The sequence below is a fragment of the Nocardiopsis sp. CNZ308 genome, assembly GCF_004217075.1.
On record NZ_SHKJ01000001.1, the window covers coordinates 6,184,802 to 6,199,009 of the forward strand.

A 14,208-nucleotide genomic window follows, 5' to 3' on the forward strand; every position below is an offset into this window, starting at 1 on the left:
GCCCCTTCGCGGAGTTCTCAGAAAGGTGGACATGCCCTCTTCAGCACACCGTCCGGGCAAGCGCAAGCCCACGCGGAGTTTCGCCAATCCGCTGGGAGATATGGACTACATCGACTACAAGGACACCGCTCTCCTGCGCAAGTTCATCTCCGAGAAGGGGAAAATCCGCAGCCGCAGGGTCACGCGGGTGACCGCGCGCCAGCAGCGGCTGATCGCGGCGGCGGTCAAGAACGCGCGCGAGATGGCCCTGTTGCCCTACCCGTCCAACACCCCGACGCACAGGTCCTGAGGACCCGCCGAACCCGTCCGCGGGATCCCGGTCGCGGGCCGGGGACCCCGCGGACGGGCCGTCGCGGTCAGGAGTGGTCGGGAGCGTGCTCGTCCCAGTGACCGTCGTGCTCGCGGTGCAGGTGACCGTCGTGGACGTAGTCCACGTGGTCCTCGTGCGGCACGGCCACGTGCCCGCACCCGTGACCGTGCTCGTGCGCGTGCCCCTCGTGAACGGCGTGGCCCCGCACGGAGCACTCGTCCCAGTGACCCTCGTGCCCGTGGTGCAGGTGACCGTCGTGGACGTAGTCCACGTGGCCCTGGTGCGGCACCGCGACGTGCCCGCACCCGTGACCGTGCTCGTGCGCGTGCCCCTCGTGAACGGAATGCTGTGCGGCCATCTCTCCCCCTCGAAAACGTCCAGCAGAAAAAACGGGAACACACCCAGGACTATTCGATCGGCGATTGCGCATCAAGCGCCGCCGGGGCGGCGCACGGAGAATTTATCCGCCTCCCACCGGAATTTCTCGTCGAACCCCGGAGAAATGATTGTGCTTTTCATTTCCACGGCAACAGGGGTCGCTCCCTGCGCGCACCGAGGACCGGCGAGTGCGGACGCCCCCTCCTTCCACCCGGCTCCGGGGGCGGGAACTGCTAGTGTTCGGGAATGATTATCATTTTCCCCCTGGCGTCGAGAACGCCCCACCACGGCGAGGAGGCGCGCCATGCCTGAGTACGACGACCCCTACGCCCGCTCCGGGCAGTACCTGGACATGATGATCGCCGGATGGTGGGAGCATCACCGGACGGTCCTGTCCGAGGCGTTGGCCTCCCTGCCCGGGGACTCCGGCCCCGTCGTGGACGCCGGTGCCGGCGGCGGCCACGGAACCCGCCTCATCGCCGCGGCCCTGCCCACGGCCCGCGTCCTGGCCGTGGAGCCCTCCCTCCTGCTGCGGACGGTGCTGCTCTCCCGGATCGCCGACGACCCCGCCCTGCGCGGGAGGGTGACCGTGGACGGCGACGACCTGCTCTCGGCCCACCTGCCCGACCGGATCGGCGGCATGGTGATGGCCAACCTCATCGGCCACTTCAGCCCCCACGAACGCGACCGCCTGTGGGAGGACCTGGCCCCGCGACTGGCCCCGGGAGCCTTCGTCCTGCTCAACCTCGCCGCCCCACGGCAGCCCGAACGGGTGGAGCGGGCGCGGATGGGCGAGGTCCGCGTCGGCGCCCGCTCCTACGTCGGCTGGGCCGCCGCCGAGCCCAGCGGCCCCGAGCAGGTCGCATGGCACATGACCTACGAGGTCCACGAGCGGGAGCGGGTCCTGGCCCGCGACGAGGTCCGCTACACCTGGTGGACCCTCACCGACGACGCGCTGCGCGCCGAGACCGCACCCCACCGCCTAAGGGTCCTGCCCCACGGCCCCGCCGAGTCCGGACTGTACAAAGTCCTCCCGGAGGACTGAGCGCGGCCCCGCCGACCGCCCGCCTCAGGAGGCGGGCGGCGGGGCACTGCTGCGTCTGACCACCAGATCGGTGGCCAGGTCCAGGCGCAGGTTGGCGGGGGTGCCGCCGCGCGCCAGGGTGAGCGCCATCCGGGTCGCCTCCTCGGCCATCTCGGTGAGCGGCTGGCGCACGGTGGTCAGCGGCGGCCCCATCCAGCGGGCCACCGGCAGGTCGTCGTAGCCGACCACGCTCAGGTCCTCGGGAATGCGCACGCCCAGCTCGCGGGCGGCCTCGTACAGGCCCATGGCCTGGAGGTCGTTGCCCGCGAAGACGGCCGTGGGCGGGTCGTCCAGCTGGAGCAGCTCCCGGCCGCGGTCGCGCCCGCTCTCGACGTGGAAGTCGCCGTAGCGCACGAGCGCGGGGTCGGCCGTCAGCCCGGCCGAGTCCAGCGCGGAGGCGTAGCCGTCGATGCGGGCCTTGCTGCACAGCACGTGCCGGGGCCCGCCGATGACGCCGATGCGCCGGTGGCCGAGCTCGATGAGGTGGCGGGTGGCGACCAGGCCGCCGTTCCAGTTGGCCGAGCCCACCGAGGGCATGTCCGGGCCCGGGTCCCCCGCCGGGTCCACCACGACGAAGGGGATGCCGCGCGCGGTCAGGCGCGTGCGCTGTTCGGGCGCCAGGTCGGAGAAGACCAGGATCACGGCGGTGGACTGGCGGGCGAGCACGGCGTCGACCCAGTCGTCGCGTGGGGTCTGGGCGCCCCCGGACTCGGTCAGCACGACGCTGAGGCCCTCCGAGCGCGCCACGCTCTCCACGCCCCGGATGACCTCGACCGCCCAGGCGCTGTCGAGTTCGTGGAAGACCAGGTCGACCATGGAGGAACGGCCTCCGCCCGGGCCCCGGCGTCGCCGGTAGCCGTGGCGGCGGATCAGCTCCTCCACGCGTGCACGGGTCTCGCTGGCCACGTCGGCGCGTCCGTTCAGCACCTTCGAGACCGTCGGCACCGATACGCCTGCGGCTTCCGCAATTTTCGAGATGGTGACCGGCTCCGAAACGGTGGTTCGGGCGGGGTCGGGGGTCGGGTCTGCACTCACGACGCCTGATCCTACGCGGTCATGGCAACCCCGCGCGGCTCCGGGTGATCCAGCTCTCATCCTCCTATTGACGCTCGGGGTGACGCCGCGTACATTCGGGCGCAAATATTTCGAAATACTGACCGATAGTTTCGAAAGAGGAGAGGCCATGAGAACCCCCCGCCTGGGCTCCGCCGCCGGAGCGACGGCGCTCTGCCTGCTCGCCGTCACCGCCTGTTCCGGTGGCGGCGGCGGAGACGACCGCATGCACGTGTGGATGTACCAGGACACCCTGGTCGTGGTGCAGGAGGGCGCCGTCGAGAGGTTCAACGGGGCCTCCGAGACCGAAGCGGTCATCGACGAGGTCCCCGGGGACAGCTACGAGGAGCGCCTGCGCACCGCGATGGGCTCCAGCGAGAAGCCCGACGTGTTCTTCAACTGGGGCGGCGGCAGCATCGAGCCCTACGTCGAACAGGACATGCTCGTCCCCCTGGACGACATGCTCGCCGAGAACCCCGAGTTCGCCGACTCCTTCATCCCCTCCATCCTGGAGGCGGGCAAGGTCGACGGCGTGCAGTACGGCATCCCCCTGCGCGGCACCCAGCCGGTCATCCTCTTCTACAACGAGGCGGTGTTCGAAGAGGCCGGAGCGGAGCCCCCCGAAACCTGGCAGGACATCCTGGACCTGGTCGGCACCTTCACCGAGGAGGGCGTCACCCCCTTCGCCCTGGCCGGGGCCGACCCCTGGACCGAGCAGATGTGGCTCCAGTACCTCGTGGACCGCATCGGCGGACCGGAGGTGTTCGCGCGCATCGTGGAGGGCGACTCCGAGGGCTGGCGCGACCCCGCCGTGCTGGAGGCCGCCCGGATGGTCCAGGAGCTGGTGGACCAGGGCGCGTTCGGCAACTCCTACGCCTCGGTCAGCTACACCGAGGGCGCGGCCTCCGCGCTGCTGTCCGAAGGCCGGGCCGCCATGCACCTGATGGGCTCGTGGGAGTACTCCACCATCCTGGACCAGAACGAGGAGTTCGCGACGAACGACCTGGGGTACGTGGCCTTCCCGCCGATCGAGGGCGGGGAGGGCGACCCCGCCAACGTGGTCGGCAACCCGACCAACTACTTCTCGGTGTCGGCCGAGACCGAGTACACGGACCAGGCCATGGAGTTCCTGACGTACATGTCGCAGGAGGAGTACGTCGCCGACATGGTGGAGAACGGCGAGGTGCCCACCACCACCAACGCCGAGGAGGTCGTCGCCGACAGCCCCAGCCCGGACTTCGCCGCCTTCCAGTACGAGATGGTGCGCGACGCGCCGCACTTCCAGCTCTCGTGGGACCAGGCGCTGCCCCCGGAGGTGGCCACCCCGATGGTCACCCAGATCGAGTCGCTGTTCAACGGTGAGAGCACGCCCGAGCAGTTCGTCGACGCGCTGGCGGCCCTGTGACCGGCCGCACCGGCAGCCAGGCGACCGGTGGCACCATGACCGGCGACCGGGGAGGCGCAGGGGGCACCGGGGCGGGCGGTTCCGCCTCCCCGCGCCCCCGGCCCGGCCTCCCGCGCGGCGGCTCCGCCGCGCGGGGCGCCGCCCCCCGCACGGGGCGGCCCGGCCCGCTGTGGGTGGTGCCCGGCCTGCTGTACTTCGGGCTCTTCGCCGCCCTGCCGATGGTGCTGGTGGCCTACCTGTCCCTGACCTCCTGGGGCGGGCTGGGCTCGCCCCGCTTCATCGGCCTGGAGAACTGGTCGCGCCTGGCGGGCGACCCGCTGATGCACAACGCCGTGTGGCTGAGCGTGCTGCTGACCGCGCTCTCCTGGATCGTGCAGACCCCCATCAGCCTGCTGCTGGGGGTCTGGGCCGCCGGGCAACAGCGCAACCGCGCGGTGCTCTCCGCCGTCTTCTTCCTGCCGCTGCTGCTGTCCTCGGCGGCGATCGCGCTCGTCTGGCGGGCCCTGCTGGACCCCAACTTCGGCCCGCTGGCCTGGCTGGGACCCCGCCTGGGCCTGTCGTCGGTGGACGTGCTGGGCGGTTCCGACAGCGCGTTCCTGGTGATCGTGTTCGTCAGCGCCTGGCAGTTCATCCCGCTGCACATGCTGCTCTACCAGGGCGGCGCCCGACAGATCCCGGCGACGCTGTACCAGGCCGCCGAGATCGACGGGGCGGGAAGGCTGCGGGCGTTCTGGTACATCACGCTGCGCCAGCTCCGGCACACCGTCACCACATCGTCGGTGCTGATGGTGGTGGGCGCGCTGACCTACTTCGACACCGTGCTCATCATGACCGGGGGCGGACCCGGCGCCAACACCACCATCGTCCCGTACCTGATGTACCAGGCCGGTTTCCAGAGCTGGGAGCTGGGCTACGCCAGCGCCGTCGCGTTCACCCTGGTGGTGACGGCGACGCTGATCGCCCTGCTCCTGGTCCGCTTCACCGGTTTCGGCGACATGCGCAGCACCCGGGAGGGAATGTGACCGCCAGTACGGCCGAGAGGCCCGCCGTCCGGCAGCGCCCCGCCGGCCGGCGCCCCGCCCTCCCCCGGCGGCGGCCGGGCCGCCGACGACCCAACGTCCTGGCCGGGCTGGGCGCCCTGGTGTGGCTGGCCGTCGTGGGGGTGCCGCTGTACGCGCTGCTCGTGGCCACGGTGCAGCGCTCCGAGAACTACACCTCCGCGGGGCCGCTCACCCCGCCCGCGGACCCGACCCTGGGCAACTACGTCAAGGCGATCGAGAACGGGGTGCTGGGCTTCGTGCTCAACACCGCGATCGTCACCGTCGCGGTGGTGGCGATCGTGCTGGTGCTCGCCTCCATGACCGGGTTCGCCGTGGTGCGCTCGCGCACCCGGTGGACCACGGGGGTGTTCCGGATGTTCCTGCTGGGACTGGCGATCCCGTCCCAGGCGGTGATCATCCCGGTGTACCTGATCATCATCGAACTGGGGCTCTACGACACCCTGACCGCCATCGTGCTGCCCACGGCGGCGTTCGCGCTGCCGGTGTGCGTGCTGATCCTGGTGGGGTCGATGCGCGACATCTCCGAGGAGCTGTACGAGGCCATGGCCCTGGACGGCGCGGGCCCGGTGCGCACCTTCCTCCAGCTGGTGGTGCCGATGTCACGGTCGGGGCTGAGCACCATCGGCGTGTACGCCGCGCTCCAGGCCTGGAACGGGTTCCTGTTCCCGCTGATCCTCACCCAGTCGGCGGACAACCGGCTGATCACCATGGGCCTGTTCGAGTTCCAGGGCGAGTACCGCGTGGACGTGCCCGGCATGCTGGCCGCGGTCGTGCTGGCGACCCTGCCGCTCTTCCTCGTGTACCTCTTCGCGCGCCGATCCCTGGTGCGCGGCATGATGGGGGTCGGTGGAAAGTAGCCCCGGGCCACTCCACTCCCGCCCGGCGGCCGAGGCCGCGCGAGGCCCTGCCGACCCCTCCCCCGGTGCCCGTCCTCTGTCAGGGCCTTCGCCCTGAGGCGGGCACCGGGGGCACCTTCGCTTACTCCCCGTTCTTGGGCAGCAGGGACCCCAGCGGGCCCAGGTCCAGGTTGAGGTCGGCGGCGGAGAGCCCGTAGCGCTCGCGCAGCTCGGTCATGCGCTCCTCCAGCAGCATCAGCGTCATGCCGATGCGCTCCTCCTGGTCCTCGGTGAGGTCGCCCTGGTCCACGCGCCGCAGGGCCTGGCGCTCCATGAGCTGGCGCACCAGCTCCACGACGGTGAGCACCAGCTTGATCAGGTCGCGCTCGACCGTGTCGGGCTCGGTCTCGATCCGGTGGCGCAGCCGCTGCCGCTCGGGGTCCGCAGGCCCCTCGCCGGCCCGGTCCGGGTCCGCCGTCTCGTCCAGGGCGTCCTGGAGCCGCCCCAGGATGTCGTTCCCGCCTCCCGGGACCGTGTCGGCGTCGGCCACGCGCACGGGCGTCGGCCCCTCGGGGCCCCGCGCCGCGCGGAGCGGGTTCCCGTTCACCTCTGGCATACCGCCTCCTTCCCCCTCCCTCCGGGGCCGGTCCTCACTCCTGCCGGATCCATCCGCTCAGGGGGTGACCGTGCTCCCAGGGCGAGGGCACGTTCTCGTTGATCGACGACACCAGGGCGTGCAGGGAGACCCGGACCAGGTCCACGTCGGCGATGGAGACGGTCAGGTCCCCCGAGACGACCACCCCCTTGGCCAGGACCCTGTCGAGCAGGTCCACCAGGGAGATCTCCCGGTTGGCCAGGGGGTGGTCCTCGTCCAGCATCGTGGTCAGGGAGTGGGCCTGGCCGGGGAAGCCGCCGGTGCCGGGCGGGCCGTTCCCGGCGGGACCGGATCCGTTCACCGTGCTCATGCGCCCGCCTCCGCCGCCCGGGGGGAGGAGAAGGAGTAGGGGGCCCACGGCCCGGATGCCTCGATCCTGGTGCCCTCCGGCGCGCGGGAGTTCAGCTCGTCCACCGCGGCGAGGAACTCCGTCACCCGCTCCCCGTCCACGAGGTAGGCGTTGTTCATGACGTTCTCGCCGGAGGCCTCCGACAGCGCGGCGTTCTGCGTCTGGTGCTGGGCGCGCGCCCGGGCCATCGCGCCCAGGACCTCGTCGGCCCGCTCGCACAGCGCGGAGGCCCGCTGCCAGGTGTCGTCGCGGCGGTCGCGCTGCTCCCTGCGCCTGCGCAGGTAGGCCTTGCCCGGGCTCTCGTCGGCGGGGGTCTGCGGCTCGGGCCGCGCGGAGGTGCGCGCGCCCGCCTCGGCGTAGACCTTCACGCCGATCTCGACCCGGTCCACGAGTTCGTCCAGGGTCGCCGCGAAGGCCTCCGCGTTCTCGCGCAGGACCTGGCGGACCCGTTCGTCCCCGCGGTAGACGGTGGCCAGCCGCAGCGGCAGGGCCACGGACCGCAGGGCCACCGCGTCCACGACGCCGTGGTGGGCCCGGGCCACCTCCTCCAGCCAGCGCAGGTCCTCCAGCTTGGCGTGGAGCGCCTGCTCGTCGAACTCGTCCAGGGGGACGGTGCTGACCGCGGCGGCCAGGTCGCCCTCGACGACGAGGTGGACGGGGTGGCCGCCCACGCCCGTCATGCCCTCGGTGGTCGCCAGGCCGAAGGGGCGGCACACCGCGTAGACGTAGCTCGCCTGCTCAGGCCGTTCCATGCTCACCCTCCTCCCGGGCGCCGGAGCCCTCCGCGGCCGGGGTCTCGGAGCCCTCCTCGGGGAGGGGGTGCGCCTCGCCCGGGGTGACCTGCGCGGTGCGGTGCTCCTCCAGGGCCTCGATGCGCTCGCGCAGTCGCCTGTTCTCCTCGGCCAGTTCGTCGTCCTCGCGCCGCGAGGCGCGGGAGGACAGGGCCGGGTCGTGCTCCCACCAGTCGATGCCCATCTCCTTGGCTTTGTCCACCGAGGCGACGAGCAGCCGGAGCTTGACGGTGAGGAGTTCGATGTCCAGCAGGTTGATCTTGATGTCGCCCGCGATCACGACGCCCTTGTCGAGAACGCGTTCGAGTACGTCGGCGAGGTTGGCGGAGGAGGATCCGCCCGAGGAGCGGATCTGCCTCGGCTCGCCCCGCCAGGGCGTGGGTTCACTCATGCGTACCAGTTCCCTCCCGGTCCCGCGGAGCCGTCACGGCCACGGGTCACGCGCGCACCGCCGTCGCGGCACCGGTCCGCGGCGCGGAGGCGGCCCCCGGCTCAGGAGCGCCCGGCGGCGGGCCGCTCCTCCTCGTCGGGGTACTCGTCCTCCTCTGCTTCCAGATCCTGCTCGTCCGCCTCATCAGCGTCCTGGCCCTCAGCCTCGTCATCGAGGAACTCCTCCTCTTCCTCTTCGCCCTCGTCGTCCTCGGGCTCTTCCTCAAGCTCTTCGTCGTCCGCGGCCTCGGGGTCGTCGTCCTCGGGCTCCTCCTCGAACCCGTCCTCGGGCTCGTCGTCCGCGACCTCCGCGCTCCCGTCGTCGAGGTCGGCGAGCTCCGCCCGCTCCTCGGGGTCCAGGTCGGCGAGTTCGGCCCGCTCGTCGGGGTCCAGCTCCTCCAGCTCGGCCCACTGCTCCTCGGTGAGGTCCGCCTCCTCCAGGGCGACGGCCTCCTCGTGGGAGAGGACGACCTCCCCTTCGCGGACCTCGCCGCGCCAGCCGCGGAGTTCGGCCGCCTCGTCCCGGGGCAGCATCATGACCTGGCGCCGGTAGTGCTTGAGGTCCAGGCGCAGGCGTCTGCCCTGGGCCCGCCAGATGTTGCCCGTGCGCTCGAAGAGGCCCTTGGGGTAGTACTCCACCACCAGCAGGACGCGGGTGAGGTTCTCCCCCAGGGGGTGGAAGGTCACGACGCCCTTCATGGTGCCCTTGGCGGCCTCGGTCGACCAGGCGATGCGCTGGTCCTGGACCTGCTCGGTGACCTCGGCGCTCCAGCTGCGGCTGGACCAGAAGACCTTGCCCCTCCAGTGGGAGGAGGTGTCCCCGGTGCGCTCCGCGCTCCGCACGCCCTTGGCGAAGGAGCCGAAGTCGGGGAAGCGGGTCCACTGGTTGTAGGCCACGCGGACCGGGACGCCCACGTCGACGTCCTCGACGATGTTGACCATCTTGCCGGGCTTGCCGCCCCCTCCGGAGGAACCCGTGCCCAGGCCCTGGCCGATCTTGTCCTTGAGGCCCTTCTTGGCCTTGTCCTTGAGGCCCTTGGCCCCGCCGGTGACCACGGCGTTGACCGGGTTCTTGCCCTGGGCGAGCTTGCCGCCGACCCCCGCCGCGACGGGGGCGGCCGAGGCGCCCTCACTGGTGAGGCGCTCCACCGTGGCCCCGAGCCTGCGGGCAGCGCCGTTCACCACGCTGGTGGCCTTGGCGCTGAGGTAGTCCTGGAGGGCGTCGGCGAGCTTGGACGTGCCCTCGTTCCTGTCGGCGGCCGACCGCAGCCGGGCCAGCGGCCCCTGGGAGTCAGTCGTCGCGGCCATCGTCGCCCCCCTTTCCGCCGGTGCCCGGGGCGCGCTTGCGCCGGGCGGGTTTGGCGGCGCCCGAGGCGCGCTTGGCGGTGCCCTTGGCCCGGGTGGCGGTACCCGAGGCGGCGCCCCGGGACGCCTTCGCGGCCTTGGGCCTGGTCCGGCGCTCGGAGGCGGGGGCCTCGCCCGACTCCTGCCGGGCCTCGGCGTCGCCGTCGCCCCGGGGCTCGTCCGCGTCCTCGGCGGCCTCACCCCGCGCGGCGTCGTCCTCGTCGGGCTCGTCCTCGTCGGTGCCGGAGGTGACCCCGGCCGCGCCGTCGCGCAGGCGTTCGGTGCGGCTGTTGAGGGAGTCGGCCAGGCCGCCCGCCCACTTGCCGGCGATGTTGCCCGCCGCGGTCCTGCCGACGTTGAGCAGCTGCTCGCGGGACTGGCCCTTGAGCTCACCCACCACCGGAAGCGCGGAGACCTCCTTGAGCAGCCCCTGGGCGAGCTGTCCGGGTTTGATGTCGAGCTTCTTGGCCCCCAGGTAGAGGCCCAGCCCCAGGGCCAGCTTGAACTTCTTCCTCCGGCCCAGGACGTAGCCGCCCACTGCGGCGGCCACGATTTTCGCCGTGTCCCCCACGGGATCTCACCTCGATATCGCTATAGAAGACCTTGTTGGTACCGCTCGGCTTCCTCCAGCTGGTCCAGCAGTTCGTCCTCCATCCGGTCGAACTCGCTCTCGGACAGCTCTCCGGCGTCGAGGCGCTCGGACAGTTCCGCCAGCTGCTGTCGGATGCGTGAGGGGTCGTACATCTCCCGCTCCGCCGCGTCCAGGACCTGGCGCGCCGTCCAGTCGACGAACCGGACCGGCGCGGCGGGAGCGGTGAGGATCATGCTGAGGAGGCCCATGCCCCTGACTCCTGTTCGGTGTCCCCGCCCGGCGGGGTCACTGTTGGGGGGACGCCACGAAGCTGTAGGGCGGCAGGGGTCCGTTGACACGGACCTCCATGTAGGAGGCCAGTTCCTGTTGGACCCGGGCCGCCTCGCGCAGGAAGTCCTCGGTGCGGTCCCGGTGCACGAGGAAGGAGGCGTTGGCCAGGCCGCCGTCCACGGCGGGCCAGGCGGACACGCGCTCGGCCAGTCCTTCCAGGGGCTTCAGGACGGCCTCGGCGTCACGGCGCCTCAGCTCCTCCACCGCCTGGGAGACCTGCTCCCCGAAGGCCATCCGCTCGGCGGGGGTGCCGCCTCCGGCCGCCTTGAGTTCCTCGTTGCGGGCCCGCAGCCCCTCGTCGGCGCGCAGCACGGCGCGCAGGGCCGCCTCCTCGTTGTGGCTGGCCTTGACGTTGAACTCCACCCGGTCCTGGAGCTGGTCCAGGAGCACGGAGTAGTGGTCGGCGAAGCGGGCCAGTTCGGCGGCGACCGCGTCGTCGTCCTCGCTCACCGCGCCGAAGCGCAGGGGCAGGACGCCGCGGGCCTGGGCCAGGTCCTGGAGCACGTTCTGGTGCGCCTCCAGGTCGCGCCGCTTGGCGCGCAGGCCCTCGGGGGCGTCGCTGACCGCAGCGGCCACGCCGTAGGCGCGGACGAAGCGCACCGGCGCCGCGTCCTGGCCCACCCCGGACAGCTTGACGCCGTCGAGGGACTCGTCGTCGCGGACGATCCCGTAGACGTAGGTGCTCACTCCTCGCCCTCCTTCTTGGCGGAGGAGCGGCGGCGGGCGCGCGCGGGCTGCTTCTCCTGTTCGTCGGACTGTCCCTTGGAGAAGGACTCGGAGATGGCCTCGGCCGCCCCGGAGAGCGCGCCCTTGGACTTGCTGCGCGCGCCCTTCTCCATGCCGCTGTCGAGCAGGTCGGGGAGCCCGGCCCCGCCGCTGCTGGTCAGGTCGAGGCGGTTGCACGCCTCGGCGAAGCGCAGGTAGGTGTCGACGCTGGCGACCACGATGCGCACGTCGACGGTGAGGAGTTCGATGCCCACGAGGGACACCCTGGCGAACACGTCGATCACCAGTCCCTTGTCGAGGATGAGGTCGAGGACCTCGTAGAGGTTGCCGGAGCTGCGGCCGCCTCCGGATGACTGCTGCATCACCGTCATCGGAATCATGCTCCTTTCGTCGGTGAGGTTGTGGGGGGCAGGCTCCCCGTCCGCCCGGGGTCGGCCGGGATCAGCCGTCGGAGCGACCGCGGGTGTAGCGCTTGACGCGCTTGTACCCCTCGATCTCCCCGTCGGCGTCGAGTTCCACGGAATACGTGGCCAGCAGGCTCACCGTGTCCGGAACCCGGCGCAGTTCGAGTACTTCGAGGGTCAGGTCCCAGCCGTCTCCGGATCGTTCGAACCCGGAGACGCCCTCGACCTCCAGCCCGGTCACTTCCTCGAACTGCTCCTGGGCCTCGCGCAGGCGCTGCATCATCGTCTTGCGCCGTCCCTCGCGCGGAGGGGAACCGTCGTCCTTGCTGTCCTGACTCATGGATCTCCTGGCCGTCGGCCATTATCCGATTTCTCTTGCCGTGCCCTTGGCTTGACCCACTACCGAGAAAGACCGGGACAAAACCTCCCCGAGGTCAAGGCGGGGGAAAACGGGCCGGGCGGGAAGGCGCGGGCCCGGGAACCAGGGGAACGCGGGAACCCCGGGACGCCGGGGCTTCGGGTGTTCCACGGAGCGCGGGAAAGCGGGGACACGGGAGGGCGTCCACGCGCACCGGTCCCGGAAATCGCGGCTCGGGAAAACGCCCGCGAGAATGTTCAGGGCCGCAACCTCTTAACAGGAAAGGAAAATCGCGCGGCGACGCGGAAGGCGCCTCACCCCGCGCGCAGGAGGCGGAGCAGGGTGTGCGCCTCGGCCGCCAGCGCGTCCCGGCACGGAGCCAGGTACGCCCGCGGATCGGTCAGGTCGGGCCGTGCGTCGAGCCGCGCGCGCAGCGCCCCGGAGAAGGCGTCGTTGAGCCGCGTGGCGATGTTGACCTTGGTCATACCGCTGTCCACCGCCCTGACCAGGTCGGCGTCGGCGACCCCCGACGACCCGTGCAGCACCAGCGGCACGGGGACCGCCCGGCTCAGGCGGCCGATGAGTTCGTGGTCCACCCGGGCGTCGCGGGTGCGCATCGCGTGCGAGGTGCCGACCGCGACGGCCAGCGAGTCCACCCCGGTCGCGCGGACGAACTCCGCCGCCTCCTCGGGCCGGGTGCGCGCGCCCGGGGCGTGGACGCCGTCCTTGCCGCCGACCTCGCCGAGTTCGGCCTCCACCGCGACGCCGCGGGCGTGGCAGTGCTCGACCACCGCGCGGGTGGCCGCGACGTTGTCCTCGTAGTCCAGCGCGGAGGCGTCGAACATGACGCTGGTGACGCCCAGTTCGATCGCCTCGCGCACGAGCGGGACGTCGGTGGCGTGGTCGAGGTGGACGGCGGTCGGCACGGCCGCCTCGCGGGCGGCGGCGAGCGTGGCCAGCGCGAGGGGGGCCAGCGCCCCGTGGTAGCGCACGCAGTTCTGGCTGATCTGGAGGACGACGGGGGCCGCGGCGCGTTCGGCTCCGGCGATCAGCGCCTCGACGTGCTCCAGCAGGACGACGTTGAAGGCGCCGACGCCCCCGCGTCGGGCGACGGCCCTCTCCAGCAGCGTGGTGATCCCCACGAGTGTCATGCGTACTCCTCGACGTGCACGGTGGGCAGGAAGGCGCGGTAGGCCCGCGGGTCGGCCTCTCCCGCGGTGGGGGCGAGCACGGCGGCGGCGCCGAGCGCGGCGGCGCGGGCCAGGGTCCGGGGCCAGGGGTCGGCGGCGGCCGCGCCCAGGGCGATCGCGGCGGCCGCCGCGTCCCCGGCTCCGGTCGGGTTGCCGGTCACGGCCGGGACCGCGCCCGCCCGCCACCCCCGGTCGCCGTGGAAGGCCAGCAGGCCCCGGCTCCCGAGCGAGACGACCACGCTGCGGGCCCCGGCCCGCAGCAGCTGGCGGGCGGCGTCGGCGCCGCACCCGCCGGTGGTGGCGCGCAGCTCGTCCGCGTTCGGTTTGACCACCGCGGCCCCGGCCGCCGCCGCTGCCAGCAGCGCCGGACCGGTGGCGTCGACGACGGCGGGCACGCGCGCCCGCGCGGCGACGCGCACCAGTTCCGCGTACAGGTCGTCCGGCGCTCCCGGGGGCAGGCTGCCGGAGAGCACGAGCGCGCGGGCGCCGGTCAGCGCGTCGCGCACCGCCTCCGTCAGCGCGGCCCGCTCCCGGGCGCTCAGCGGCGGGCCCGGTTCGTTGAGGACCGTGGTGTCGGTGCCCACGACGGTCAGGGTGCGCCGGGTCGTGCCGTCGATGGGCACCGCCCGCAGCCGGTGCCCGTCCCCGGTCAGGGTGCGGGCGATCCACCGGCCGGTCGTTCCGCCGAGGGGGGCGACCGCGAGCGTGGGCTCGCCGAGCCCGCGCAGGACCCGGGACACGTTGAGGCCCTTGCCGCCCGGGCGCTCCCACACGCGCGAGACCCGCAGGGAGCGGCCCGGTACGAGCGCGTCGACCTCGTAGGTCATGTCGACGGCGGGGTTGGCGGTGACGGTGACGATCACGTGCTCCTCCCGGAGGCCGGGGGTGTGCGGCGTTCGCGGCCGTGGACGGT

The 14,208-nt window shown here is 72.4% G+C and carries 19 protein-coding genes; 5 read left to right on the plus strand and 14 right to left on the minus strand.

The window, feature by feature from the left end; translation table 11 throughout:
- Window positions 1–31: 31 nt before the first annotated feature.
- Entirely contained in the window at window positions 32–289 is a 258-nt protein-coding gene (gene rpsR / locus EV372_RS26665) for a 30S ribosomal protein S18 (RefSeq protein ID WP_013153370.1), read from the plus strand.
- A gap of 67 nt (window positions 290–356) precedes the next feature.
- On the opposite strand, the gene EV372_RS26670 is transcribed toward rpsR, so the two are convergent.
- Window positions 357–668: a threonine dehydratase gene (locus tag EV372_RS26670; protein ID WP_130398313.1), complete on the minus strand. Its 312-nt coding sequence runs from the start codon at window positions 666–668 to the stop codon at window positions 357–359.
- Between the two features lie 324 nt (window positions 669–992).
- Here EV372_RS26670 and EV372_RS26675 point away from each other — a divergent pair, with 324 nt between their 5' ends.
- A complete protein-coding gene (locus EV372_RS26675; protein WP_130398314.1) occupies window positions 993–1,733 on the plus strand; it encodes a class I SAM-dependent methyltransferase in 741 nt (246 codons plus the stop codon).
- Between the two features lie 24 nt (window positions 1,734–1,757).
- On the opposite strand, the gene EV372_RS26680 is transcribed toward EV372_RS26675, so the two are convergent.
- On the minus strand, window positions 1,758–2,807 hold the full coding sequence (locus EV372_RS26680; RefSeq protein WP_308210296.1) for a LacI family DNA-binding transcriptional regulator: 1,050 nt from the start codon (window positions 2,805–2,807) through the stop codon (window positions 1,758–1,760).
- Window positions 2,808–2,955: 148 nt separating this feature from the next.
- Between EV372_RS26680 and EV372_RS26685 the strand changes: the two genes are divergently transcribed.
- The 3 genes from EV372_RS26685 to EV372_RS26695 are packed head-to-tail and all read left to right on the plus strand — an operon-like array spanning window position 2,956 to window position 6,148.
- The gene (locus tag EV372_RS26685; protein WP_130398315.1) at window positions 2,956–4,230 is read left to right on the plus strand and encodes an ABC transporter substrate-binding protein; all 1,275 of its coding nucleotides are present in this window, start codon (window positions 2,956–2,958) and stop codon (window positions 4,228–4,230) included.
- Window positions 4,227–5,252: a carbohydrate ABC transporter permease gene (locus EV372_RS26690; protein ID WP_130398316.1), complete on the plus strand. Its 1,026-nt coding sequence runs from the start codon at window positions 4,227–4,229 to the stop codon at window positions 5,250–5,252. Before EV372_RS26685 ends, EV372_RS26690 begins: the two co-directional genes overlap by 4 nt.
- Window positions 5,249–6,148, plus strand: a complete 900-nt coding sequence (locus EV372_RS26695) for a carbohydrate ABC transporter permease (RefSeq protein ID WP_130398317.1) — start codon at window positions 5,249–5,251, stop codon at window positions 6,146–6,148. The genes EV372_RS26690 and EV372_RS26695 overlap by 4 nt, the downstream gene beginning before the upstream one ends.
- A 121-nt stretch (window positions 6,149–6,269) precedes the next feature.
- On the opposite strand, the gene EV372_RS26700 is transcribed toward EV372_RS26695, so the two are convergent.
- The 12 genes from EV372_RS26700 to EV372_RS26755 all read right to left on the minus strand — a co-directional run bounded on the left by EV372_RS26700 (window position 6,270) and on the right by EV372_RS26755 (window position 14,158).
- Window positions 6,270–6,743, minus strand: coding sequence for a gas vesicle protein K (locus tag EV372_RS26700; protein ID WP_130398318.1), 474 nt, complete (start codon window positions 6,741–6,743; stop codon window positions 6,270–6,272).
- Between the two features lie 34 nt (window positions 6,744–6,777).
- The gene (locus EV372_RS26705) at window positions 6,778–7,092 is read right to left on the minus strand and encodes a gas vesicle protein (protein WP_013153378.1); all 315 of its coding nucleotides are present in this window, start codon (window positions 7,090–7,092) and stop codon (window positions 6,778–6,780) included.
- Complete coding sequence (locus EV372_RS26710) at window positions 7,089–7,883, minus strand: GvpL/GvpF family gas vesicle protein (RefSeq protein WP_130398319.1); 795 nt, start codon at window positions 7,881–7,883, stop codon at window positions 7,089–7,091. Before EV372_RS26710 ends, EV372_RS26705 begins: the two co-directional genes overlap by 4 nt.
- Window positions 7,870–8,313, minus strand: a complete 444-nt coding sequence (locus tag EV372_RS26715) for a gas vesicle protein (protein ID WP_130398320.1) — start codon at window positions 8,311–8,313, stop codon at window positions 7,870–7,872. Before EV372_RS26715 ends, EV372_RS26710 begins: the two co-directional genes overlap by 14 nt.
- Window positions 8,314–8,414: 101 nt before the next feature.
- Window positions 8,415–9,659, minus strand: coding sequence for an SRPBCC family protein (locus tag EV372_RS26720; RefSeq protein WP_130398321.1), 1,245 nt, complete (start codon window positions 9,657–9,659; stop codon window positions 8,415–8,417).
- On the minus strand, window positions 9,643–10,245 hold the full coding sequence (locus EV372_RS26725; RefSeq protein WP_486484064.1) for a hypothetical protein: 603 nt from the start codon (window positions 10,243–10,245) through the stop codon (window positions 9,643–9,645). Before EV372_RS26725 ends, EV372_RS26720 begins: the two co-directional genes overlap by 17 nt.
- 41 nt (window positions 10,246–10,286) lie before the next feature.
- Window positions 10,287–10,535, minus strand: coding sequence for a gas vesicle protein GvpG (locus tag EV372_RS26730; RefSeq protein ID WP_130398323.1), 249 nt, complete (start codon window positions 10,533–10,535; stop codon window positions 10,287–10,289).
- Between the two features lie 37 nt (window positions 10,536–10,572).
- A complete protein-coding gene (locus tag EV372_RS26735) occupies window positions 10,573–11,304 on the minus strand; it encodes a GvpL/GvpF family gas vesicle protein (RefSeq protein ID WP_130398324.1) in 732 nt (243 codons plus the stop codon).
- Window positions 11,301–11,714: a gas vesicle structural protein GvpA gene (locus tag EV372_RS26740; RefSeq protein ID WP_130398325.1), complete on the minus strand. Its 414-nt coding sequence runs from the start codon at window positions 11,712–11,714 to the stop codon at window positions 11,301–11,303. Before EV372_RS26740 ends, EV372_RS26735 begins: the two co-directional genes overlap by 4 nt.
- 70 nt (window positions 11,715–11,784) lie before the next feature.
- Entirely contained in the window at window positions 11,785–12,087 is a 303-nt protein-coding gene (locus tag EV372_RS26745) for a gas vesicle protein GvpO (protein ID WP_130398326.1), read from the minus strand.
- A 332-nt stretch (window positions 12,088–12,419) separates the two neighbouring features.
- Window positions 12,420–13,256: a class II fructose-bisphosphate aldolase gene (locus EV372_RS26750; protein WP_130398327.1), complete on the minus strand. Its 837-nt coding sequence runs from the start codon at window positions 13,254–13,256 to the stop codon at window positions 12,420–12,422.
- Window positions 13,253–14,158: a 1-phosphofructokinase family hexose kinase gene (locus tag EV372_RS26755; protein ID WP_130398328.1), complete on the minus strand. Its 906-nt coding sequence runs from the start codon at window positions 14,156–14,158 to the stop codon at window positions 13,253–13,255. Before EV372_RS26755 ends, EV372_RS26750 begins: the two co-directional genes overlap by 4 nt.
- Window positions 14,159–14,208 lie beyond the last annotated feature (50 nt).

What these genes read in the sequence shown, in the direction of transcription:
- rpsR (WP_013153370.1), top strand. Translation starts at nt 32, where the DNA reads ATGCCCTCTTCAGCACACCGTCCGGGCAAGCGCAAGCCCACGCGGAGT.
- EV372_RS26730 (WP_130398323.1), bottom strand. Translation starts at nt 10,535, where the DNA reads ATGGGCCTCCTCAGCATGATCCTCACCGCTCCCGCCGCGCCGGTCCGG.
- EV372_RS26720 (WP_130398321.1), bottom strand. Translation starts at nt 9,659, where the DNA reads ATGGCCGCGACGACTGACTCCCAGGGGCCGCTGGCCCGGCTGCGGTCG.
- EV372_RS26745 (WP_130398326.1), bottom strand. Translation starts at nt 12,087, where the DNA reads ATGAGTCAGGACAGCAAGGACGACGGTTCCCCTCCGCGCGAGGGACGG.
- EV372_RS26685 (WP_130398315.1), top strand. Translation starts at nt 2,956, where the DNA reads ATGAGAACCCCCCGCCTGGGCTCCGCCGCCGGAGCGACGGCGCTCTGC.
- EV372_RS26750 (WP_130398327.1), bottom strand. Translation starts at nt 13,256, where the DNA reads ATGACACTCGTGGGGATCACCACGCTGCTGGAGAGGGCCGTCGCCCGA.
- EV372_RS26715 (WP_130398320.1), bottom strand. Translation starts at nt 8,313, where the DNA reads ATGAGTGAACCCACGCCCTGGCGGGGCGAGCCGAGGCAGATCCGCTCC.
- EV372_RS26700 (WP_130398318.1), bottom strand. Translation starts at nt 6,743, where the DNA reads ATGCCAGAGGTGAACGGGAACCCGCTCCGCGCGGCGCGGGGCCCCGAG.
- EV372_RS26670 (WP_130398313.1), bottom strand. Translation starts at nt 668, where the DNA reads ATGGCCGCACAGCATTCCGTTCACGAGGGGCACGCGCACGAGCACGGT.
- EV372_RS26705 (WP_013153378.1), bottom strand. Translation starts at nt 7,092, where the DNA reads ATGAGCACGGTGAACGGATCCGGTCCCGCCGGGAACGGCCCGCCCGGC.
- EV372_RS26675 (WP_130398314.1), top strand. Translation starts at nt 993, where the DNA reads ATGCCTGAGTACGACGACCCCTACGCCCGCTCCGGGCAGTACCTGGAC.
- EV372_RS26740 (WP_130398325.1), bottom strand. Translation starts at nt 11,714, where the DNA reads ATGACGGTGATGCAGCAGTCATCCGGAGGCGGCCGCAGCTCCGGCAAC.
- EV372_RS26710 (WP_130398319.1), bottom strand. Translation starts at nt 7,883, where the DNA reads ATGGAACGGCCTGAGCAGGCGAGCTACGTCTACGCGGTGTGCCGCCCC.